The organism is Modicisalibacter sp. MOD 31.J, assembly GCF_020147985.1.
GTDB classification, from domain to species: domain Bacteria; phylum Pseudomonadota; class Gammaproteobacteria; order Pseudomonadales; family Halomonadaceae; genus Modicisalibacter; species Modicisalibacter coralii.
Genome location: NZ_JAGXFF010000004.1, coordinates 229,513 through 249,514, shown reverse-complemented (window position 1 = coordinate 249,514; position 20,002 = coordinate 229,513). Strand labels below are relative to the sequence as shown.

At 67.8% G+C, this 20,002-nt stretch carries 19 protein-coding genes; 7 read left to right on the top strand and 12 right to left on the bottom strand.

Going from position 1 to position 20,002, the window contains the following annotated elements; translation table 11 throughout:
- Window positions 1–17: 17 nt before the first annotated feature.
- Entirely contained in the window at window positions 18–2,699 is a 2,682-nt protein-coding gene (gene pepN, locus KGR00_RS15040; protein WP_224419507.1) for an aminopeptidase N, read from the bottom strand.
- 95 nt (window positions 2,700–2,794) lie between these two features.
- Entirely contained in the window at window positions 2,795–3,250 is a 456-nt protein-coding gene (locus KGR00_RS15035) for a YbaN family protein (protein ID WP_224419506.1), read from the bottom strand.
- A gap of 252 nt (window positions 3,251–3,502) precedes the next feature.
- Between KGR00_RS15035 and KGR00_RS15030 the strand changes: the two genes are divergently transcribed.
- Complete coding sequence (locus tag KGR00_RS15030; protein ID WP_224419505.1) at window positions 3,503–4,330, top strand: class III extradiol ring-cleavage dioxygenase; 828 nt, start codon at window positions 3,503–3,505, stop codon at window positions 4,328–4,330.
- On the opposite strand, the gene KGR00_RS15025 is transcribed toward KGR00_RS15030, so the two are convergent.
- Together KGR00_RS15025 and KGR00_RS15020 are read right to left on the bottom strand one after the other, a co-directional pair.
- Window positions 4,311–4,796, bottom strand: coding sequence for a YajQ family cyclic di-GMP-binding protein (locus KGR00_RS15025; RefSeq protein ID WP_224419504.1), 486 nt, complete (start codon window positions 4,794–4,796; stop codon window positions 4,311–4,313). The genes KGR00_RS15030 and KGR00_RS15025 overlap by 20 nt on opposite strands.
- Before the next feature lie 37 nt (window positions 4,797–4,833).
- Window positions 4,834–5,355: an N-acetyltransferase gene (locus tag KGR00_RS15020; protein WP_129140009.1), complete on the bottom strand. Its 522-nt coding sequence runs from the start codon at window positions 5,353–5,355 to the stop codon at window positions 4,834–4,836.
- Between the two features lie 175 nt (window positions 5,356–5,530).
- Between KGR00_RS15020 and KGR00_RS15015 the strand changes: the two genes are divergently transcribed.
- Complete coding sequence (locus tag KGR00_RS15015; RefSeq protein WP_129140010.1) at window positions 5,531–7,015, top strand: RimK family protein; 1,485 nt, start codon at window positions 5,531–5,533, stop codon at window positions 7,013–7,015.
- A 65-nt stretch (window positions 7,016–7,080) separates the two neighbouring features.
- Here KGR00_RS15015 and KGR00_RS15010 read toward each other — a convergent pair whose 3' ends face one another.
- From KGR00_RS15010 to KGR00_RS14995, 4 genes are all read right to left on the bottom strand, one after another.
- Window positions 7,081–8,340 (bottom strand): TRAP transporter large permease, encoded by a 1,260-nt coding sequence (locus KGR00_RS15010; protein WP_129140011.1) that lies wholly within the window; start codon window positions 8,338–8,340, stop codon window positions 7,081–7,083.
- Window positions 8,340–8,795, bottom strand: a complete 456-nt coding sequence (locus KGR00_RS15005) for a TRAP transporter small permease (RefSeq protein ID WP_129140012.1) — start codon at window positions 8,793–8,795, stop codon at window positions 8,340–8,342. The genes KGR00_RS15010 and KGR00_RS15005 overlap by 1 nt, the downstream gene beginning before the upstream one ends.
- 15 nt (window positions 8,796–8,810) lie before the next feature.
- Window positions 8,811–9,794: a TRAP transporter substrate-binding protein gene (locus tag KGR00_RS15000; protein WP_129140013.1), complete on the bottom strand. Its 984-nt coding sequence runs from the start codon at window positions 9,792–9,794 to the stop codon at window positions 8,811–8,813.
- A gap of 71 nt (window positions 9,795–9,865) precedes the next feature.
- Entirely contained in the window at window positions 9,866–10,603 is a 738-nt protein-coding gene (locus tag KGR00_RS14995) for a GntR family transcriptional regulator (RefSeq protein ID WP_224419503.1), read from the bottom strand.
- Window positions 10,604–10,686: 83 nt separating this feature from the next.
- On the opposite strand from KGR00_RS14995, the gene KGR00_RS14990 reads away from it, so the two are divergent.
- Entirely contained in the window at window positions 10,687–11,493 is an 807-nt protein-coding gene (locus tag KGR00_RS14990; RefSeq protein ID WP_343232815.1) for an amidohydrolase family protein, read from the top strand.
- A gap of 18 nt (window positions 11,494–11,511) precedes the next feature.
- On the opposite strand, the gene KGR00_RS14985 is transcribed toward KGR00_RS14990, so the two are convergent.
- The 4 genes from KGR00_RS14985 to KGR00_RS14970 are packed head-to-tail and all read right to left on the bottom strand — an operon-like array spanning window position 11,512 to window position 15,532.
- Window positions 11,512–12,591, bottom strand: a complete 1,080-nt coding sequence (locus KGR00_RS14985) for an AbrB family transcriptional regulator (RefSeq protein ID WP_224419501.1) — start codon at window positions 12,589–12,591, stop codon at window positions 11,512–11,514.
- A complete protein-coding gene (locus tag KGR00_RS14980) occupies window positions 12,588–14,087 on the bottom strand; it encodes a tripartite tricarboxylate transporter permease (protein ID WP_224419500.1) in 1,500 nt (499 codons plus the stop codon). Before KGR00_RS14980 ends, KGR00_RS14985 begins: the two co-directional genes overlap by 4 nt.
- A gap of 12 nt (window positions 14,088–14,099) precedes the next feature.
- A complete protein-coding gene (locus KGR00_RS14975; RefSeq protein ID WP_129140018.1) occupies window positions 14,100–14,549 on the bottom strand; it encodes a tripartite tricarboxylate transporter TctB family protein in 450 nt (149 codons plus the stop codon).
- Window positions 14,546–15,532 (bottom strand): tripartite tricarboxylate transporter substrate-binding protein, encoded by a 987-nt coding sequence (locus KGR00_RS14970; protein WP_224419499.1) that lies wholly within the window; start codon window positions 15,530–15,532, stop codon window positions 14,546–14,548. Before KGR00_RS14970 ends, KGR00_RS14975 begins: the two co-directional genes overlap by 4 nt.
- Window positions 15,533–15,666: 134 nt before the next feature.
- On the opposite strand from KGR00_RS14970, the gene KGR00_RS14965 reads away from it, so the two are divergent.
- From KGR00_RS14965 to KGR00_RS14950, 4 genes are all read left to right on the top strand, one after another.
- Complete coding sequence (locus tag KGR00_RS14965; protein WP_129140020.1) at window positions 15,667–16,335, top strand: response regulator; 669 nt, start codon at window positions 15,667–15,669, stop codon at window positions 16,333–16,335.
- Window positions 16,332–17,735 carry a sensor histidine kinase gene (locus KGR00_RS14960; protein ID WP_224419498.1) on the top strand — a complete coding sequence of 468 codons (1,404 nt, stop codon included), beginning with the start codon at window positions 16,332–16,334 and terminating at the stop codon, window positions 17,733–17,735. The genes KGR00_RS14965 and KGR00_RS14960 overlap by 4 nt, the downstream gene beginning before the upstream one ends.
- On the top strand, window positions 17,732–18,763 hold the full coding sequence (locus tag KGR00_RS14955; protein WP_129140022.1) for an ABC transporter substrate-binding protein: 1,032 nt from the start codon (window positions 17,732–17,734) through the stop codon (window positions 18,761–18,763). Before KGR00_RS14960 ends, KGR00_RS14955 begins: the two co-directional genes overlap by 4 nt.
- A gap of 165 nt (window positions 18,764–18,928) precedes the next feature.
- Window positions 18,929–19,954 (top strand): phage late control D family protein, encoded by a 1,026-nt coding sequence (locus KGR00_RS14950; protein WP_224419497.1) that lies wholly within the window; start codon window positions 18,929–18,931, stop codon window positions 19,952–19,954.
- Window positions 19,955–20,002: the final 48 nt, after the last annotated feature.

Below are 20,002 nucleotides of genomic sequence, written 5' to 3'. Positions count from 1 at the left end.
GTCGTCGTTGACGCGGATCAGCCGGCCAGCGCCTTTTCGACCACCTCGTAGACGTTGGGCGAGAGCTCCTCGGCCTGGATGCGTTCGAGTTCGGCCTTCATCAGCGCCTGGCGCTGCTCGTCGTAGCGCTGCCAGCGGGTCAGCGGGGTGATGATCCGCGCGGCGATCTCCGGGTTGAGCCGGTTGAGCTCGATCACCACATCGGCCAGCAGCTTGTAGCCCTCGCCGTCGAGGCGATGGAAGTTGACCCGGTTCTGGCCGGCGAAGGCGCCGATCAGCGCGCGCACCCGGTTGGGGTTCTTGAGCGAGAACGCCGGGTGATCCATCAGGTACTTGACGCGCTCCAGGGCGTCGGACTGCGGCCGGGTGACCTGGATGCTGAACCACTGATCCATGACCAGCGGATCGTGGGCCCACTTCTCGCCGAAGGCCTTGAGCAGCGGATCGGCGACGTCACCCCGCGAGCTGTGCACCAGCAGGGTCAGCGCCGCGCGCACGTCGGTCATGTTGTGCTGATCCTCGAACTGCTGACGGGCCAGTTCGACCGCTTCCTCGTCCTCGATGCTCATCAGGTACGCCAGGGCGACGTTCTTGAGGCGCCGTTCGGCGATCTGCTCGGCGGTCGGCGCGTAGGGCGCGTCGCTGCGGTTGGCCTGATAGAGCGCCAGGAAGTCGTCGCGCAGCGCCAGGGCCAGCGACTGGCGGACGAACTCCCGCGCGGCGTGGATGGCGTCGACATCGACCACCGGCTGCTGCTCGGCGATGTAGGCCTCGGAAGGCAGCGTGAGCATCTCGGCGAGTACCGCCTTGTCATCGGCGGGCTCGGTGAGCAGCGTGCGGAACGCCTCGATGACCCGCGCGTCCATCACCTTCTCGACGCCGTTGCGGTGCGCGGCGATCAGGTCGTCGAGCGCCAGCAGCGCCAGACGCTGGCCGGCGTCCCAGCGGTTGAAGCCGTCGGAATCGTGCTGCAGCAGGAAGGCCAGGTCCTCGCGGCCGTAGGGGAAGCGCAGCTTGACCGGCGCCGAGAAGCCCCGCAGCAACGACGGCACCGGCGCCTCGGCGACGTCGGTGAAGACGAAGGTCTGCTCCTCCTCGCGCAGGTGCAGCACGCCCGACTTGCCGAGCGATTCGCCGTCGAGGGTCAGCGCCAGGTCCTCGCCCGACTTGGTGCCCACCAGGCCCACGCGCACCGGAATGTGCAGCGGCAGCTTGTCGGGCTGGCCCGGCGTGGTCGGCGTGCGCTGACGCAGGGTCAGGTGGTATTCGGCCTTGGCGTAATCGTACTCGCCATGGGCGTCGATCTCCGGCGTGCCGGCCTGGGAGTACCAGCGCATGAACTGGTCGAGATCGAGCCCCGACACCTCGGCCATGCAGCCGACGAAGTCCTCGATGGTCACCGCCTGGCCGTCGAAGCGCGCGAAGTACAGATCGCTGCCCTGGCGGAAGGTCTCCCAGCCCAGCAGGTTGCGCAGCATGCGCACGATCTCCGAGCCCTTCTCGTAGATGGTCAGGGTGTAGAAGTTGGAGATCTCGATGTAATGGTCGGGCTGCACCGGATGCGCGGTGGGCCCGGCATCCTCGGCGAACTGCGCGGTACGCAAAAAGGAGACGTCCTCGATGCGCTTGACCGGCGCCGAGTTGACGTCCGCCGAGAAGCTCTGGTCGCGGAAGACCGTGAAGCCCTCCTTGAGCGAGAGCTGGAACCAGTCGCGGCAGGTCACGCGGTTGCCCGACCAGTTGTGGAAGTACTCGTGGGCGACCACGCCCTCGACGCGCTGGAAGGCGGCGTCGGTGGCGGTCTGCGGGTGGGTCAGCACCGCCGCCGAGTTGAAGATGTTGAGCCCCTTGTTCTCCATCGCGCCCATGTTGAAGTCGTTGACGGCGACGATCATGAACAGGTCCAGGTCGTACTCGCGGCCATAGGTCTCTTCGTCCCACTTCATGGCCGTCTTCAGCGAGCGCATGGCGTGCTCGGTCTTGTCGAGGTTCTCGGGCTCGACCCACAGCTGCAGGGTGACCTCGCGACCGCTCATCGTGGTGAAGTGGTCCTCGACCTTCTCGAGCTTGCCGGCGACCAGCGCGAACAGGTAGCTGGGCTTGGGGTGCGGGTCCTCCCAGGTGACGAAGTGCCTGCCATTGGGCAGCTCGCCCTTCTCGACCGGGTTGCCGTTGGAGAGCAGCACCGGCAGCGCGGCACTGTCGCCGATCACCGTGGTCGAGAAGGTCGCCATCACGTCCGGACGATCCGGGTAGAAGGTGATGCGCCGGAAGCCCTGCGCCTCGCACTGGGTGCAGAACATGCCGTTGGACAGGTACAGCCCTTCCAGGGCGGTGTTGCTGGCCGGATCGATCACGACCCGGGTTTCCAGACGAAAGCGCTCGGGGACCGCGTCGATGGTCAGGGTGGCGGCGTCGACGCGATACTCGTCCTCGCCCAGGTCCTGGCCGTCGATGGCCACGCGCTCGAGATCGAGCTTCTCGCCGTCGAGCACCAGCGGCTGCCCCGGGGCGCTGTCGGGGTGGCGCTCGAGATGCAGCACGGCATCGACACGGGTGGCGGACGCCTCGAGATCGAACTTGAGTTCGGCGTGGGTGACACGATAGGCCGGCGGCTGATAATCCTTCAGGTAGACCGGCTGGTGAGCGGCGTCGACGGGCTTGATCTCGGCCTCTTCGGAAACGCGCGTATCGGACATGACACTGGTACTCCTTGTACAAGGTTACCGGCATTGTACGGCGAGCGAGGCGGGAGTCTCAAAGGCGACGGCGGGCCATCCCGGTGCCGGATGGCTCAGCGCCCCGACTGGCGCGAGGCGCAGGAGGTCTCGGACAGGCGCTTCTCGGCGGCGGCATCGGCGGCCAAGGCGAACGGACAGGCGGCGCGCGGTTCCGGCCGCGTGACGATCCACACCCCGAGCGCGACGAGCCCCACGATCAGCGCCAGCTTCAGCAGCGGCGAGGTGACGGTGAAGCCGATCACCAGCGTCGAGACGACGAGCATCGTGGCCGCCATCCACTTGGCATGCCGGGGAATCGCCCGCTCGTCCTCCCAGGCGAGGATCGGCGGCCCGAACCGCGGGTGCTGGCGAATCCAGCTCGCGAAGCGTGGCGATCCCCGCGAGGCCAGCCACACCGCCAGCAGCATGAAGCCGGTGGTCGGCATCAGCGGCAGGAACAGCCCCACCACCCCCAGCACGAAGCTGACCGCGGCCAGGCTTGTATAGATGGCATGCTTGAGCTTGGGCATGGGTCGTGTCTCCGTCTCGCGGTTCTGTTCAGGCTAGCGGATTTCGGCGCATCTTGGCACGCGAAGGATCGTCGCACCTTGCGTTGGGTCAAGCGCGACGCCGATGCCCGCCAACCGGCTGCTGGCATCGCCGGGGCGAGTCGGTCACCGCGGGCATCGTTGCCGCTCGGGCAAGGGTCCCTTGCCCGAACGCACGCTGTCAGCGGCGTGACACGGCGTTATGCTCGTCGGCAGACAGTCAGGAGACGCACCATGCCCCATGTCCTGTTTCTCTCCCACGGGTCGCCGAGCCTGGCACTCGAGACGCACCCGGCCCGGGACTTTCTGACCGCCCTGGGTCGGCACCTGCCCCGGCCGCGAGGCGCGCTGGTGATCTCGGCGCACTTCGAGACACCACGCCCTTGCCTGGGCAGTGCGGCCCGGCCGGACACCCTGCACGACTTCCACGGTTTTCCCGAGGCGCTCTATCGCATGCGCTACCCGGCGCCGGGCCTGCCCGACGCCGCCGAGCGTCTGGCCGCGACCCTGACCGACGCCGGCTTCGCGGTCGATCTCGATGCACGGCGCCCGCTCGATCACGGCATCTGGTCGCCGCTGTCGCTGGTCTGGCCCGAGGCCGACGTGCCCCTGCTGCCGGTCAGCGTTCCCATGGCGATGAGCGATGCCGAGCGGCTCGCGTTCGCCACCGAGCTGGGACGCTTCGCCGAAGCGGAGGGGCTATGGCTGATCGGCTCGGGGTCGGCCACCCACAATCTGGGCAAGCGCAAGCCGCCCGGCAGCGAGCCCGATGACTGGGCCCGCGCCTTTCACGACTGGGCCCGCGATGCCGCCGAGCGCGGCGATGCCGAGACCCTCGCGGCCTGGCGCGAGCGGGCCCCGCACGGCGCCCTCGCCCATCCCTCGGCGGAGCACTTCCTGCCCCTGCCGATGGCGGTCGCCGCCCTCGGCGGCGCGCCGATGGTCACGCTTCACGAAAGCTTCATGCTCGGCAACCTGAGCATGCTGGCACTGGCGGACGCCGCTACCGCTGCGCTGCTGGATGCAACGCCAGCCCGAGAAGTCAGTCGCGAAAGTTGTTGAACTGCAGCGGCAGCTCGATCGACTCGTCGCTCTTGAGCAGGGCGATGGCCTGTTGCAGGTCGTCGCGCTTCTTGCCGGTGACCCGCACCTTGTCGCCCTGGATCTGCGCCTGCACCTTGAGCTTGGCGTCCTTGAGGGACTTGACGATCTTCTTGGCCAGCGGCTGATCGATGCCCTGACGCAGCACGATCCGCTGGCGGACTCGCACGCCGCCGGTCTCGGCGGTTTCCTCCTCGAGGCAACCGACGTCGATGCCCCGGGCGATCAGGCGCGCCTTGAGGATGTCGAGCATCTGGCGTAGCTGGAACTCGGCGTCGGCTTCCATGAGCACTGCGTCGGTTTCCTCGCTGAAACTCGCGGTCACGCCGCGAAAGTCGAAGCGCGTGGTGAGCTCGCGATTGGCCTGGTCGACGGCATTGGTGACTTCGTGCTTGTCGAGCTCTGAGACGATATCGAAAGAGGGCATGGCAGGACTCCGGAAGGTAAGGGGCTGGCTCGGCATCCTAGCCGATGCGCTCCGCGGTTGCAGCGGTATCTGCCAGGCCCTCGTCCACTGCCGTGTCGGCCAGCGGCTTGTCCATCTGCCAGGCGGCACAGCCGTCGACGTAGTAGTCGTCCAGCCAGCGCCGCGGCAGATAGCCCATGCGTCGATAAAGCCCCATGGCGACGCGATTGTCGGCACGGACTTCCAGGCTCAGGCGCTGCATGCCACGCTCGACGGCGACCGCTTCCAGCGCGGCGAGCAGGCGGCGGCCCACGCCGCCGCCACGCCGTTCGGGGTGCACACAGAAGGAATAGAGCCGGCCGGTGCGGCTGTTGCGACGAAACAGCAGGGTCCCGTAGCCCTGCAGTTCGCCGTGCTCATCGACGACGACCCGGGTCACGGCCTTGGCACGCTTGAGCAGATGGGAGAGCTGGCGACGCGAGAAGCGATCCCCCGCGAAGCAGGCCTGCTCGAGCCGACACAGGGCATCGAGATCCTCGGGGCGGGCGTCGCGAAGCAGCGGTGGTTGCGGCGAATTCATGACGGATTCCGAAACTGACGGCGAAGGCATTGTCGGACGCCGAAAACCGGCCTGTCATGGCCTGGTTGCATGAAATTATTTCACCGGCGCCCCCGCTTGTCGCGAGTGGCGGTCAAGGGCATGCTAGCGGCAATTTTGCCCCGTCCCGCTCCCTTTGCAAGCAGGAAACGCATTCATGGCCCCCTTGCGCATCGTCGTCGACCGCCTTTCAGATTGGCGCCCCTACTACCCGACCGAGGATCTGATCACCGCCGCCGACTACCTGGCCCGCGAGTCCAACGGCGAGCAGGACGGCGCCACCCACGTCATCAACCTGTGCGGCGACCTGGACTATCTGGAGACCGGCTACTACGTGTCGCTGCTCGCCCAGGCGCGCGGCCAGCGGGTACTGCCCACGGTCGAAACGCTCAATCAGTTGTCGCGCAAGGCGCTGGTCGACCTGCAGCTGGAATCGCTGGCGCCGCTGATGGACGAGCTCGCCCGACGCGGCGCCCTGCCCGGCGAGGCGTTCACCCTGCGGGTGATGTTCGGCGAGTGTCTGGAGCCAGGTCTCGGCAGGCTGGCCCGCCGGCTGTTCGAGCGGCTGCCCTGCCCGCTGCTCGAAGCGCGTTTCCAGCGCCGCCAGGGGCTGTGGCGGCTGACCCGGCTCAAGCCACTGGCGCTCACCGCCCTGCGCGGCGAGGAGCAGGACCTGTTCGCCCAGGCCCTGAACCGCCATTCGCGCAAGGTCTGGCGCACGCCCAAGGCGCGCCGACGCTATCGCTACGACCTGGCGATCCTCGTCGACCCCAAGGAAGCGCTGCCGCCCAGCAACAAGAGCGCGCTCAAGCAGTTCATTCGCGCCGGGCGCCGGCTGGGAATCGATGTTTCGCTGATCACCAAGCGCGACGAGGGCCGGCTGGCGGAGTTCGATGCCCTGTTCATCCGCGAGACCACGAGCCTCGATCATCACACCTACCGCATGGCACGACGGGCCGAACACGAAGGCCTGGTGGTGATCGACGACCCGCGCTCGATCCTGCGCTGTACCAACAAGGTCTACCTGCACGAGCTGCTGCGCGCCAAGGGCGTGCCCGCCCCCGACGGGCTGCTGCTGTATCGCGACGACCTGCCGCGGCTGGCCGAAAAGGCCGCCGGACTGCAGTTTCCGATGGTCCTCAAGGTCCCCGACGGCGCCTTCTCCCGCGGGGTGGTCAAGATCGCCTCCAGCGAGCAGCTGGTTCAGGAAGCCGAGCGACTGTTCGCCGCCTCCGCCCTGCTGCTGCTCCAGGAGTGGCTGCCCACCGACTTCGACTGGCGGATCGGCGTGCTCGACGGCAAGGTGCTGTTCGCCAGCCGCTACTACATGGCCCGCGGCCACTGGCAGATCTACGATCACTCGCGCGGCAAGACGCGCAGCGGCGGTTTCACGACGCACGTCCCCGAGGACGTGCCCAAGCCGGTGATCCGCGCCGCGCTCAAGGCCACGCGACTGATCGGCGACGGCCTCTACGGCGTGGATCTCAAGCAGATCGGCGAGCGGGTGGTGGTGATCGAGGTCAACGACAATCCCAACCTCGACGCCGGCGTCGAGGACGTGGTGCTCGGCCCGCGCCTCTACGACAGCGTGATGGCGGTGTTTCTCGAACGCATGGAGGCCAATCGCCGCCGGCCGGCCTGACGGCCGCGCCCGCGCGCAGCACCGGGGTCCGAGCGGGCCGGGTCACGCGCGGGCAGGCCGCCACATCAGCGGAACCAGAGCGCCGTTGCCGGCACGAAGGACACCACCATCAGCACCAGGAACATCGACAGCAGGAACCACTTGCAGTAGCCCATGACCTGCTCGATCTTCAGGCCGGTGGTCGAACACACGGTGAGCAGCACGCTGGCCACCGGCGGTGTCTGCTGGCCGATCCCCAGGTTCAGACAGACGATCACCCCGAAGTGCACCGGATCAATGCCCATCTGGGTGGCCATCGGCAGCAACAGCGGCACGACCACGATGATCGCCGCGCTGGCGTGCAGGAACATCCCCAGCAGCAGGACGAAGACGTTGATGATCAGGATGTTGAGCACGTAATTGTCGGTGATGCCGCCCAGCGCGCTGGCGATCTGCTGCGGCAGGCGTTCGTTGGCCAGGTACTGGCCGAGCACCGCCGAGCCGGCGACGATCATCATCACCACGGCGGTCTGACGGCCGGTGGTCACCAGCAGCGAACCGAGAACCCGCGGATTGAGGTCGCGAGTGACCAGCAGGCCGAACAGCAGGGCGACCACGACGCCGATGCCGGCCGCCTCGGTGGGGGTGTAGATGCCGGCGATCAGCCCGCCCACCACGATCAGCGGAATGGCCAGCGGCACCAGCGCGCGCTTGAACGCCACGCCCAGCGCCTTGACCTGGAAATCGCCTTCACGGGGATGATGATCGCGCCGCGCGAACAGCCACGAGGTCACCATGAACGCCCCCGCGAGCAGCAGCCCCGGCACGATCCCGGCGATGAACAGATCGCGGATCGAGGTATTGGTGGTGACCCCGTAGAGCACCATGGGAATCGATGGCGGGATGATGATGCCCAGGGTCGCCGAGACTGCCGTGATGGAGGCCGCGAACCCCTTGGGGTAGCCGCGGCGTTCCATCTGCGGCACGAAGATCTTGGACATCACGGCGGCATCGGCGACCGCCGAGCCGCTCATCTCGGCCATGAACATCGAGGTCACCACGTTGATGTGGCTCAGCCCGCCGCGCATCCAGCCCACCAGCGCCGCCGCCAGGTCGATCAGGCGCTGGGCGATGCTCGTGGCGCTCATCAGCTCGCCCATCAGGATGAACAGCGGCACCGCCAGCAGGACCAGCGAATTGCTGCCCGAGTAGATCTGCACGGGGATCATCAGCAGGTTGATGTCAGCCAGCCACATGGACACCGCGGCGGTGATCATCAGCGCGAACCCCACGGGGACGCCCAACAGAATGATGCCGAACAGCATCGCGACTACCAGCCAGGCCATCAGGCGTTCCTCCAACGGTCGATCAGGCGCGCCAGCATGGCGATCACCATCAGGATGCTCGCCAGCGGCAGCACGCCCATGAACACACCCTGGTCGATGGGCAGCGTTTCGATGGAGCGTCCGCCGACGCGCGCAATCATCTGCCAGGAGGTCACGCCCAGCAGCACAAAGAAGCCGGTCACGGCGAGATCGCCGAGTGCCCGCACGACGCGGCGCAGCGCACGCGGAAAGGCATCGACCAGCATGTCGAAGGCGATGTGGCCGTCGTCCCGGGCGGCGAGATAGGCGCCCAGAAAGGCGATCCACACCAGCAGAAAGCCCGGCACCTCATCGGCCCACACCAGCCCCGAGTTCAGGACGTAGCGAAAGAAGACGTTGAGGCAGACCGCGACGGCGGTGGCGGCCACCAGGGCCCCCACCACCACGCGCACGAGTCTATCCAGCCAATTGAGCATCGTGGCGCTCCGCCCTTACGAGGATTTGGCCGTGCGATACACGAGGTTCAGCCACTCGCCGCCATACTGCTTCGAGTAGTCGTCATAGACCGACTGCACGCGATCGCGGAACGGCTTGATGTCGACCTCGTTGATCTCCAGCGACTCGCCCATCGCCTCGAGATTCGACGCTTCGATCTCGGCCGCCTGGGCGTAGGCCGCATCGCGCATGTTCTCGCCGACCTCGTCGAACACCCGACGCTGCTCGTCGGTCAGCGACGACCAGAACCTCGGCGACGCCAGCAGGAACGACGGGGTGTAGACGTGCTTGGTCAGCGACAGGTAGTCCTGCACCTCGTACATCTTCTGGCCATAGAAGCCGTAGGCCGCGGCCTCGGCGCCATCGACCACGCCGGTCTGCATGGCGGTGAAGGTCTCGCCCCAGGCGAGCTTGGCGGGAACCGCACCCAGCGAAGCGAAGATCTGCTGACGGAAATCACCGCCCGAGATGCGGATCTTCATGCCTTCGAGATCCGGCGGGATCCGAATCGGATGCTGGGAGTTGATGATGTGCCGGAAACCGTTCTCGTAGATGCCCACCACATGGGCGTCCATGTTGTCCTCGATGTCCGTGGTGATGGCGTCTTCCAGCCCGGCGGCCATGGCGCGCTGGACGTGATCACGCCCCTGGAACAGCCACGGCAGATCGAAGATCCCCAGCTTGTCGTCGACCTTGAGCACCCCGGAGGCGACGTTGACCATCTCGATGGTGCCGAGCTGCAGGTTGTCGAGCAGCGCCGACTCCTTGCCGAGCTGGCCGTTGGGATAGAACGCGAAGTCGAACTGCCCGGGCAGCTTCTCCTCGATGCGTTCGGCGAACATCTCGGCCTGCTTGGCCAGCGGCGATTCGGCCGAGACGTGAGTGGCGATGCGTACCTCGCGCGGCTCGGCGTGCGCGGACAGTGCGACCACCCCGACGCCGGCGATACCGGCGAGCATGACGGCTTTCTTGAAGGACATGGCGTGACCCCTTACTTGCTGGTTTATGTCGCGCCGCTGCCGCGGCGCTTGTCGTGGCGGCCGGTGGCCGCCTAGCGAATGTCGAAACTGTAATGGAACCAATCGAGCCGCCCGCGGCTGACGCGCCACTCCAGTGGACGCTCGTCGTACCCCCGGGCCAGACGGGTGATCTCGATCACCGGCGACGCGGGCTCGACCGCCAGCTGTGTCGCCACCGTATCGCTCGCCGTGACGGCGGAGAGCGTGTCGGTCGCACGAAAGACCATCTCGCCGCAGACGCGCTCGTAGAGCGGGTACAGCAGATCGCCCCAAGCCTCGGCGGGCAGGTCGAGCAAGGCGGCAAAGCGCGCCGCCGGCAGATACAGCGTCTCGTAGAGCAGCGGCGTGCCCTCCACCCGACGCAGGCGCTCGATCTCGATGAGCTCGGCATCCTCGGCCAGCTCGAGCTGGCGGATCGGCTCGGCCAACGCCGGGACGGCACGCACGCCGAGCAGTTCACTGGTCGGTGTCAGCGGTGTGCCCTGACGGTCGGTGAGACGGAAGAAGCGCGCCAGGGAATGGCTGAAATCGACGCGCCGGACGAAGGTGCCCCGCCCGTGCTGGCGATCGACCCAGCCCCGCTCCTCCAGCAGGTCGATGGCCTTGCGCGTGGTCCCCGGCGAGACGCCGTAGGCCTGCGCCAGATTCATTTCCGACGGCAGCCCGTCGCCGGGCTTGAGCTCGCCGCGATGGATGCGGTCGAGAATCGCCCGATAGATGCGGTAATACCGCGGCTGACGCTCTTGCTCGGCGGAATCTTGTAAATTCATGGCGCACAGTGTACTTATGGTCTTATATAAGAGTAGACAAGCTGTGACACATATGGCACAGGACGACTGCGGACACAAGCACCATGCGACCAATGGATAAGAGCATAGATAGTCATGCGCACGTCTTCACGAGCGCCTGTCGGGTGACCGACAATCCACGCCACCGGCCTCGCTACGAGGCGCCGCTGGCCACCTACCTGGAGCGACTCGACACCTGGGGGATCAGCCACGCCGTGCTGGTGCAACCCAGCTTCCTGGGCACCGACAACAGCTACCTGATGGATTGCCTGCGCGAGCATCCCGACCGCCTGCGGGGCGTCGCGGTGGTCGGCCCGGACGTCACCGATGCCAGCCTCGACAGCATGCAGGCACTGGGCATCCGCGGCACGCGGCTGAACTGGATCGGCCAGCGTGCCGACGCGCTCGACGCGCCGGCGTGGCAGGCCCTGTTCCGGCGCCTGAAGCAACGCGGCTGGCACCTCGAAGTCCAGGCCGAAGGTCCGGCGCTGCTGGCGATCCTCGACCGGCTGGCGAAATGGCACTTCGAGGTGGTCGTCGACCACTTCGGTCGCCCGCGGGACAGCGCCTGGCGCGATCCGGTCGTCGAACGGCTCTGCAACGGCCACGACCGGGACCGCTTCTGGGTCAAGTGCTCGGCCCCCTACCGCAGTCAGGCGGAAAGCGTGACCGACACCGCCAAGCGGCTGCTCGACACCCTGGGCCCCCAGCGGCTGATGTGGGGCAGCGACTGGCCATGGACCCAGCACGAGCATCTCTACAGCTTCGACAAGGCCCTCGAGGACCTGCAGGACTGGGCGGGAGACGATGCACTGACCACCATCGCCTGGGAGACGCCCTGTCGCTTCTACGGGTTCGAGCGCACCGCATAGCGCGGCGGCACCCGCCGCTCAGCGTTGCGCCAGCCGCGACATCCCGCGCAGCAGCCAGGGCAGCAGCAGGACCAGGACGCTGAGGCGCAGCAGATGGTGGGAGGTCACGAAGGCAGGGTCGATGCCCAGCGACAGTGCCGCCAGGCTCAGTTCCGGGGCGCCGCCGGGCATGTAGGCCAGCAACGCCGCCGCCGCGGAGATTCCGGTCGCGGCATGGATGCCCCAGGCCGCGCCGACGGCGATCGCCAACAGGGCCACGGCCTGGACCACCGCCATCATCAGGCCGTGGCCCACCTCGCGTAGCGGTGTGCCGCCGAACCGCACCCCCACCGACAGACCGATGATCACCTGGGCCAGCGCGACGATCATCGGCGGGATACCCGCCTCGGTCATGCCGCTGACGTGGAGCGCTGCCGAGACCAGCACCGGGCCGAACAGCAGCGGATTGGGCAGGCGCAGCCAACGGCCCAGCCACACCCCGGCCAGCCCCGCGAACGCCAGCATCAGGCTGTCGCCGGGGCCGGGGACCGCCAGCCAATGGGCCCAGCCGACGGTTTGCGATTGCAGGGTGACATGCCCCAGCAGGCTCAACACCGGCGGAATCGCCACCAGCAGCACCAGAATGCGCACGGCATGCGTCAGCCCCACGATGCGCAAATCGGCGTTCGACTCCACCGCCATCAGGGTGACCGCCGACACCCCGCCGGGCACGCCGGCATACAGGGCCGTGCTCACCGAATACCCGGCGACACGCCGCCCGAACCACATCGAGAAGGCCATCATCAGCGCCGTCGCCGCCAGCATGACGATCAGGCTCGTGCCCCAGGCGGTCACGTCGCCGGTCATGTCGGGCGAGAAGGCCGTCCCCAGCATGACACCGATGACGACCAGCACGACCCGGCGCGCCCGCCCCGGCGAGCGCAGACGCGTGCCGCTCAGGCTGACCAGCGTCGAGGCGATCAGCGCGCCCAGCAGCCAGGGCAGCGGCAGGCCGGCCACATAGGCCAGCCCGCCGCCGGCGATGCCCAGCAGCAGCGTCGGCAGAAAACGTATCACGCCCGTCAGCCAGGCCCGCCGCGGATTCGGTCCCGCGCTCATGAGCGATTCTGCGCCATGCCCGCAACACGCGGCAGCAGCCAGGGCAGGACCAGCAGTGCCACGGCCGCGATCCACAGGCCGATGGAGATTCCCGACTGCCAGAGGATACCCAGGTCGCCGCCGCTGATCGACAGCGCACGACGCAGGTTGCTCTCCATCATCCCGCCCAGCACGAAGCCGAGGATCACCGGCGCCAGCGAGAAGCCCAGCTTGCGCAGCAGATAGCCGCCCACGCCGATGAGCAGCATCAGATAGATGGCCGCCAGGTTGGAGTGCAGCTGGAAGACGCCGACGAATGCCAGCAGCGTGATCGCCGGCACCAGGACCCAACGCGGGACGATGAGCACCCGGGCGAACAGCCCGGCCAGCGGCAGGTTGAGCGCCAGCAGCGCCAGGTTGCCGATGTACAGCGAAGCGATCAGCCCGCCGGCCACTTCGGGGCGCTCCGAGAACAGCATCGGACCGGGGTCGATGTTGTAGAGCATCAGCGCCCCCAGCAGCACGGCGGTGGTTCCCGAGCCGGGAATGCCCAGCGTCAGCATGGGCACGAAGGACCCCGCGGCGGAGGCGTTGTTGGCGGCCTCCGGGGCCGCCAGCCCACGCATGTCGCCGGTCCCGAAGGTGCCCTCCTTGTCGCTGATGCGCTTTTCCGTGGTGTAGGCGACCGCCCCGGCCACCGAGGCGCCGGTGCCCGGCAGAATCCCCACCAGGAAGCCCAGCAGGCCGCAGCGCCCCATGGTCGCGCGGCAGCGGCGGATCTCCTTCCAGCTGACGAAGACCCGGCCGAGCGGCGGCAGTCCCTCGCCGCCGCCACGCATGTTGTGCTCGAGCATCAGCAGGATCTCGCTGATCGCGAACAGGCCGATGATCATCACCACCAGGTCGATGCCGTCCTGGAGCTCGGCCATGCCGAAGGTATAGCGCATCACCCCGGTGCTCGAGTCGACACCGATGGTGGCGATCATCACCCCGATCACCGCACCGATGGCGGTCTTGATCGGGTCCTTGCCCATCATCACCGACATCGAGGCGAAGGCGAACACCATCAGGCCGAACAGCTCCGCCGGGCCGAACTGCACGGCGGCTTCGGCGAGCAGCGGCGCGAACAGCGTCAGGCCGATGATGGCGATGGTCGCCCCGACGAACGAACTCACCGCCGACAGGCCCAGCGCCGGCCCCGCCAGGCCCTGCTTGGCCAGCGGGTGGCCGTCGAGGGTGGTCATCACCGCGCCGGCGTCGCCGGGCACGTTGAGCAGAATGCTCGACATGCGCCCGCCGTACTCGGCGCCGGTATAGATCGCCGCCAGCATGATCAGCGCCGACTCCGGCGGCAGCCCCAGGGTGTAGGCCAGCGGCATGAGAATGGCGATGCCGTTGATCGGGCCGATCCCGGGCAGCGCCCCGAACAGGGTGCCGAGAATCGCCCCGAACAGCGCCAGGCCGAGATTCAGCGGGCTCAAGGCCACCTCGAAGCCCTGAATCAGGAAATCGAACATTGCGGATTCCTTCTAGAACCAGGCGCTCAACCAGCGCCCTTCCGGCAAGCCAATGCCCAGCGCCTGGGTGAACAGGAAGTAGGTCACGACGGTCATCGCCACGCCGGTCACCAGCGCCTTGCGCCAGCTGGCGGCGAACAGGCGCGCCAGTACGGTGACGGCGCACAACGAGGTCAGCGGATAGCCCAGTCGCGTGAACAGCAAGGCATAGACCAGCAGCACGGCCAGCACCAGGCCCAGTTTCAGCGCCATGGGGCGATCCGGCCACTCGCCGTTGGCGCCAGGCCGGATCACCAGCACCAGCGACAGAACGGCGAGGATCAGCGCCAACCCCATGGGGAAGGCCTTGGGCCCCAGGGGGTCGTAGCTGAACGGTACGTTGAAGCGCGTCGCCCAGGCGGCGGCACCCGCCGCCAGGACGATCAGGACCAGACCGAGAACCCGATCGGCGGTCCGATTCATTGCGTCAGCCCCACTTCCTTGGCCAGCCCCTTGAACTGCTGGATCTGCTGCTGCACGTAGCTGTCGAAGTCATCGCCGAAACGTGCCATCGGGAACAGCCCGCGCTTGGCGCGCATCTCCTCGAAGGCCGGCTTCTGGGTCAGCGTCTCGAAACGCTTCTCCCAGGCCTGATAGGCCTCGTCGCTGACATCGGGGCCCATGTAGAAGCCGCGCCAGATCGGCCACTGCACGTCATAGCCCTGCTCGGCGGCGGTGGGGATGTCCTTGAAGGGCCCGCCCATGCGTTCCTCGGAGAGCGCGGCGAGCACGCGAATCTTGCCGCTGGCGAGTTGCGAGCGCAGTTCCGACAGATCGCCGGTGAACACCTGGATGTGATTGCCGAGCAGCGCCGACAGCGCCTCGCCACCGCCCTCGAAGGCCGCATAGCGCAGCTTGCGCGGCGAGATGTCCGCCGCCTTGGCGGTCAGCGCGGCCTTCATCCAGTCCTGACTGCCCACCGTGCCGCCGGCACCGAAGGCGATGTCGCCGGGATTGTCGCGCAGGTCGTCCATCAGTTCGTCGAGGTTCTGCCAGGGCGCGTCGGCCTTGACCACGATCGCCCCGTAGTCGACACCGAAGGCCCCCAGCCAGCGCACTTCGTCACCGCTGTAATCGCCGAACTTGCCCAGCGACAGGTTGACCGCGGCGCCCGTGCTGGCGGCGACGATCAGGTTCGGGTCGTCGGTGCGCACCCCGGTCAGGTGGTTGTAGGCCACGGCGCCGATGCCGCCGGGCATGTAGGTAACCACCATCGGCTCGTCGATCAGCCCGGTCTCCAGCAGGCCGTTGGCCGCCAGACGACAGGTCAGATCGTAGCCGCCCCCCGGCTTGGCCGGGGCGATGCATTCGCTCTTGCCGGATTGTGCCTGGGCGCTGCCCAGTACCAGACCGCCGGCGACCAGCGCCAGCGCCGAACAGCTCTTGAACAAGCGGTTGAACTTCATGGCGAACTCCTGTCTTCTTGTCGTGGAAGCGACGACGCCACCGGCATCGCCACTGGTGTGACACGAGCGATGGTAGGGCGAGACCCTTTCATCAACCTGTCATCGTCACAGCCACCACCTACGACTTTGGTCCCATGCGCATACTGGTCGTCGAGGACGACGCGCTGCTGGCGCGCTCCCTGAACAAGTCCCTGGCCCCGCTCGGCCATCAGGTCGAGTCGTTCACGACCTACCAGGCGGCCCACGCCGCCATGGAGCGTGCCGAGTTCGACCTGATCCTGCTCGACCTGGGCCTGCCCGACGGCGACGGCCTGGGTCTGCTGAGCTGGCTGCGCGACCGCGGCAATGCCACGCCGGTACTGATCATCACCGCCCGCGACGCCATCGACGACCGCGTGCGGGGGCTCGACGAAGGCGCCGACGACTATCTGGCCAAGCCGTTCTCGCTGGCCGAGCTCGAGGCCCGGGTGCGCGCCCTGCTGCGCCGCAGCCAGCAGCGCACCAGCAACCGGCTGAGCCTGGGGCCATTGAGTTTCGATGCCCAGAGTGGCGCCGTGTATCTCGACGCTACGCCGCTCGACCTGCCCCACCGCGAGCGCTGCCTGATCGAGGGGCTGCTCCAGCACGGCGAGCGCATCGCCCCGCGCGAATTGCTCGAGAACCGGGTCTTCGGCTTCGCCGAGGTCGGCTCCAACGCCCTGGAGGTCTACGTCAGCCGCCTGCGCAAGCGCCTCGAGGGCAGCGGCCTGCGTGTGCGCACCTTCCGGGGGCTGGGGTATCGCCTCGAGATGGACACGCCGTGATCGAGGTCACCGGGTCGCTGAAGTCGCGGCTGGCCCTGTGGCTGCTGGTCACCGTCAGCGGACTCGGCGCCCTGCTGTTGCTGGAAGCCTATTTCGGTGCCCGCAACGCGGCCCAGCGCGCCTTCGACAGCCAGCTCGAAGCGGCCGGCCTGACCATCGCCGAGGGCATCCAGTGGCAGGGCGGGCAGCCGGTGGTCAAGATCCCCGCGGCCGCGCTGTCGATCCTCGCCACGCATCATCAGGAGCGGGTGTTCTACGCGGTGCTCGATGCCCGCGGCGAGACGATCACGGCCGATCTGGACTTCTCCGTCCCCGCTGCCTGGCAAGACGCCGCGGCCCAACGGCCCGTCTGGCGCAACGCCCGTTTCCTGGGCGCCGACTGGCGTCTTCACGGCCGCGAACTGGAGTCGGCCGGCTGGCAGACCCAGGATCCCGTGCAGATCTGGGTCGGGCACACCCTGAGCGGCCGTCGCGCCCTGGCCCACGAACTGTTCGAACGCTCGGTGTCGCGCTTTCTGGCCATGGTCCTGCTGGCCGGCGTATTGATGCTGCTGGCGATGCGCGCGGCCCTCACGCCGATGCGCCGCCTGCGCCACCTGTTGCGCCAGAGAACGGCCGAGGACATGCGCCCGCTGGACGCCAGGGTCCCCGAGGAACTGCGCGAGCTGGCCGAGACGCTCGACACGCTGTTCGCCCGGCAACGCGACAGCCACGACGCCCTGCTGCGATTCACCGCCGATGCCAGCCACCAGCTCAAGACACCGCTGGCCGGCCTGCAGCACACCAGCGAACTGGCGCTCGAGGAGCGCTCGCCCGAGGCATGGCACGAGGCCCTGACGATGATCCACCGGCGTGCCGCCGATACCAGCCGCCTGGCCAGCCAGCTGCTCAGCCTGGCACGCCTGCGGCATCTGACCGGGCATCACGAAACGCAATGTGTCGAGCTGGCGACGCTGGTGCGCGACACCCTGCTGGAATCGGCCGCCAGCCTCGCGGCCCGCGATCACGACCTCGGCCTGGCACCGCTGCCCGAGGCACCGACCACGATTCGCGGCGAGCCCTGGGCACTGCGCGAGCTGCTGGGCAATCTGATCGACAACGCCCTGCGCTATACCCCCGCCGGCACGACGATCACCGTGCGCGTGAAACGCGACGCCGAGAGCGTCGAGCTCGTCGTCGAGGACGACGGCCCCGGCGTGCCGACAGCGTGGCTGGGGCGTCTGCACCAGCCCTTCGAGCGTGGCGGCCGTCAGGACACCGAAGGCTCGGGCCTGGGCCTGGCGATCGTCCACTCGATCGCCCTGCGTCACGCCGCCGAACTGTCCCTCGAGGCCGGCGACCAGGGCGGCCTGCGAGCGCGCTTGCGCTTTCCCTTCGCCGCGACCGGGACGACCTCATGAAAACCTGGATGGCCGCCCTGCTGCTGACGATCGCCCCGGTGCTCGCCGGAGCCGCCCAGGCCCAGCCGCTGCGCATCGAGGCGGCGCTGGACCGCGAGGTCGTGCAGCCATTGCTCGACGCCTTCGCCCGGCAAAACCCCGACATCGAGGTTCACTTCCACGATCGCTCCACCCGGGAGGTCGACCGACGCGTCGCCGCCGGGCCGCCACCGGACGTGGTGATCAGCTCGGCGATGCCCTGGCAACTGGCGCGCGTCAATCAGGGCTACGCACGCCGCCTGGATACCCCCGAGACCCGGAACTGGCCGCAATGGGCCAAGTGGCGCGACGCGGTGTTCGGCTTCACCTTCGAGCCGATCGTCATGGCCTATCGTCTGGATCTCGCCCGGCACATGCTGCCCCCGACCACCCATGCCGACCTGCACGACCTGCTCGACACGCACCCGGCCCTGCTGCGCGGACGCGTGACCACCTATTCGCCGAGCGTGAGCGGCATCGGCTATACGCTCTTTCAGCAGGACGCCCGCTACAGCTCGCGATTCTGGGACCTGGTCGCCGCCATGGGCGCGGCGGACGTCGCACTGGAAGACGAGACCCGGGCGATGCTCGAAGGCCTCACTCAGGGACGCTACTGGCTGGGCTACAATCTGCTCGGCTCGTACGCCATGGTCTGGGCCCAGGATCATCCCGAAGTGATGGTGCAGGTTCCCAAGGACTATGCGCTGGTGCTGATGCGCATGGCCTTCGTGCATCGCGATGCCCCGCACCCCCGGGCGGCGATCCGCTTCATGGAGTTCCTGCTCAGTCGCGCCGGCCAGCGCGTACTCGCCGGTCAGACGCCGTTGTTCAGCATCCGCCCCGACGTGGTCGGCCCCTACACCGCGCAGCGCCTGCGCGACCAGGTCGGCGACCATCTCTACCCGATTCCCCTCGACGCCTCGCTGCTTGCGTTCATCGACCCCAAGCGCCGCGCGGCCTTCATGGATCGCTGGCGGCGCGAGATCAATATCCTCGAGGACGGCGACTGATCCGCGATTGCCGACACGATTGTAAGACATTGCCGACAGGGTCTTTCAGTCATTCGCGATAGCGACCATTGGCGCGTGTTACGTAAAGTTTCCCATCGATTCATTCGTGACAGTCGGCTACGGCGCGGCCCGTGGCCGCGTCATCACCCGGGAGACGCGCCGCTCATGACCGACACGCTTCGCGATACGCTATTCGATACGTTCGGCATCGACCTGTCGCAGTCACAACGTCTGCTGCAGCTCTCGGTGCCGGGCGCGTCACTGATCCCGCACCGTCTGGCCGGCGAGGAGCGCGTCAGCGAACCGTTCGCCTACACCATCGACTGTATCTCCCAGCAGAGCGACATCGAACTCAAGACGCTGATGGCCCAGCCGGCGCGTCTGTCGATCCTGCAGGCCGACGGTGGCTACCGGCCGCTGCACGGGCTGGTCCATGAGGCGGCACTGCTCGGCGAGGACGGCGGCGTCAGTTATTACCAACTGACCCTGGTGCCGTGGCTCAGGATGCTCGAGCTGGGCCGCGACACCCGCATCTTCCAGAATCGCTCGGTGGTCGACATCCTCACCGACGTATTCGCCGGCTTCCCGCCCGCCGGCGGCCGCTGGCGCTTCGACCTGCGCCGCGGCTACCCGACCCGCAGCTACTGCGTGCAGTATCGGGAGAGCGACCTGCACTTCGTCAGCCGCCTCTGCGAGGAAGAGGGCCTGTGGTACTACGTCGAACACGGCGAGGACGACCACTGCGTGGTCTTCACCGACGATACCGACACCACGGCACCGGTCGAGCCCCGGGCCATCCGCTTCCACCGCCAGGATGCCACCGAGGCCGAGGACGCCCTGACCCACTGGGGTGGCGGACGCCACCAGCAACCCACCCGGGTCAGCGTCGCCAGCTTCGACTACAAGCAGCCTCAGCTTCCCAAGCGCACCGGCCTAGACACCCTGAGCGACCCGGGCGACCTGCCGAAACGCGAACTCTACGACTACGCCGGTGAGTACTACTACCGCAGCCATGATCGCGGCGAACGCCTCACCGCCAACCGCCTCGAGGCCCACGAGTCGCTGGCCAAGCGCTTTCACGGCGCCGGCGGCGCCCGCCAGCTCCAGGCCGGGCGCTGGTTCGAACTCACCCAGCACCCGTTGCACGACGAGGGCGGCGAGGTCGAGCGGACCTTAACTTCCCATCGGTAGAGATGCTGGAGACAACCAGATTTATTTGGATTTAAGTGACAGCCCTCC

Bases quoted from the DNA above. Each gene is read 5' to 3' on its own strand.
- pepN (WP_224419507.1), bottom strand. From the start codon at position 2,699: ATGTCCGATACGCGCGTTTCCGAAGAGGCCGAGATCAAGCCCGTCGAC.
- KGR00_RS15035 (WP_224419506.1), bottom strand. From the start codon at position 3,250: ATGCCCAAGCTCAAGCATGCCATCTATACAAGCCTGGCCGCGGTCAGC.
- KGR00_RS15030 (WP_224419505.1), top strand. From the start codon at position 3,503: ATGCCCCATGTCCTGTTTCTCTCCCACGGGTCGCCGAGCCTGGCACTC.
- KGR00_RS15025 (WP_224419504.1), bottom strand. From the start codon at position 4,796: ATGCCCTCTTTCGATATCGTCTCAGAGCTCGACAAGCACGAAGTCACC.
- KGR00_RS15020 (WP_129140009.1), bottom strand. From the start codon at position 5,355: ATGAATTCGCCGCAACCACCGCTGCTTCGCGACGCCCGCCCCGAGGAT.
- KGR00_RS15015 (WP_129140010.1), top strand. From the start codon at position 5,531: ATGGCCCCCTTGCGCATCGTCGTCGACCGCCTTTCAGATTGGCGCCCC.
- KGR00_RS15010 (WP_129140011.1), bottom strand. From the start codon at position 8,340: ATGGCCTGGCTGGTAGTCGCGATGCTGTTCGGCATCATTCTGTTGGGC.
- KGR00_RS15005 (WP_129140012.1), bottom strand. From the start codon at position 8,795: ATGCTCAATTGGCTGGATAGACTCGTGCGCGTGGTGGTGGGGGCCCTG.
- KGR00_RS15000 (WP_129140013.1), bottom strand. From the start codon at position 9,794: ATGTCCTTCAAGAAAGCCGTCATGCTCGCCGGTATCGCCGGCGTCGGG.
- KGR00_RS14995 (WP_224419503.1), bottom strand. From the start codon at position 10,603: ATGAATTTACAAGATTCCGCCGAGCAAGAGCGTCAGCCGCGGTATTAC.
- KGR00_RS14990 (WP_343232815.1), top strand. From the start codon at position 10,687: ATGCGACCAATGGATAAGAGCATAGATAGTCATGCGCACGTCTTCACG.
- KGR00_RS14985 (WP_224419501.1), bottom strand. From the start codon at position 12,591: ATGAGCGCGGGACCGAATCCGCGGCGGGCCTGGCTGACGGGCGTGATA.
- KGR00_RS14980 (WP_224419500.1), bottom strand. From the start codon at position 14,087: ATGTTCGATTTCCTGATTCAGGGCTTCGAGGTGGCCTTGAGCCCGCTG.
- KGR00_RS14975 (WP_129140018.1), bottom strand. From the start codon at position 14,549: ATGAATCGGACCGCCGATCGGGTTCTCGGTCTGGTCCTGATCGTCCTG.
- KGR00_RS14970 (WP_224419499.1), bottom strand. From the start codon at position 15,532: ATGAAGTTCAACCGCTTGTTCAAGAGCTGTTCGGCGCTGGCGCTGGTC.
- KGR00_RS14965 (WP_129140020.1), top strand. From the start codon at position 15,667: ATGCGCATACTGGTCGTCGAGGACGACGCGCTGCTGGCGCGCTCCCTG.
- KGR00_RS14955 (WP_129140022.1), top strand. From the start codon at position 17,732: ATGAAAACCTGGATGGCCGCCCTGCTGCTGACGATCGCCCCGGTGCTC.
- KGR00_RS14950 (WP_224419497.1), top strand. From the start codon at position 18,929: ATGACCGACACGCTTCGCGATACGCTATTCGATACGTTCGGCATCGAC.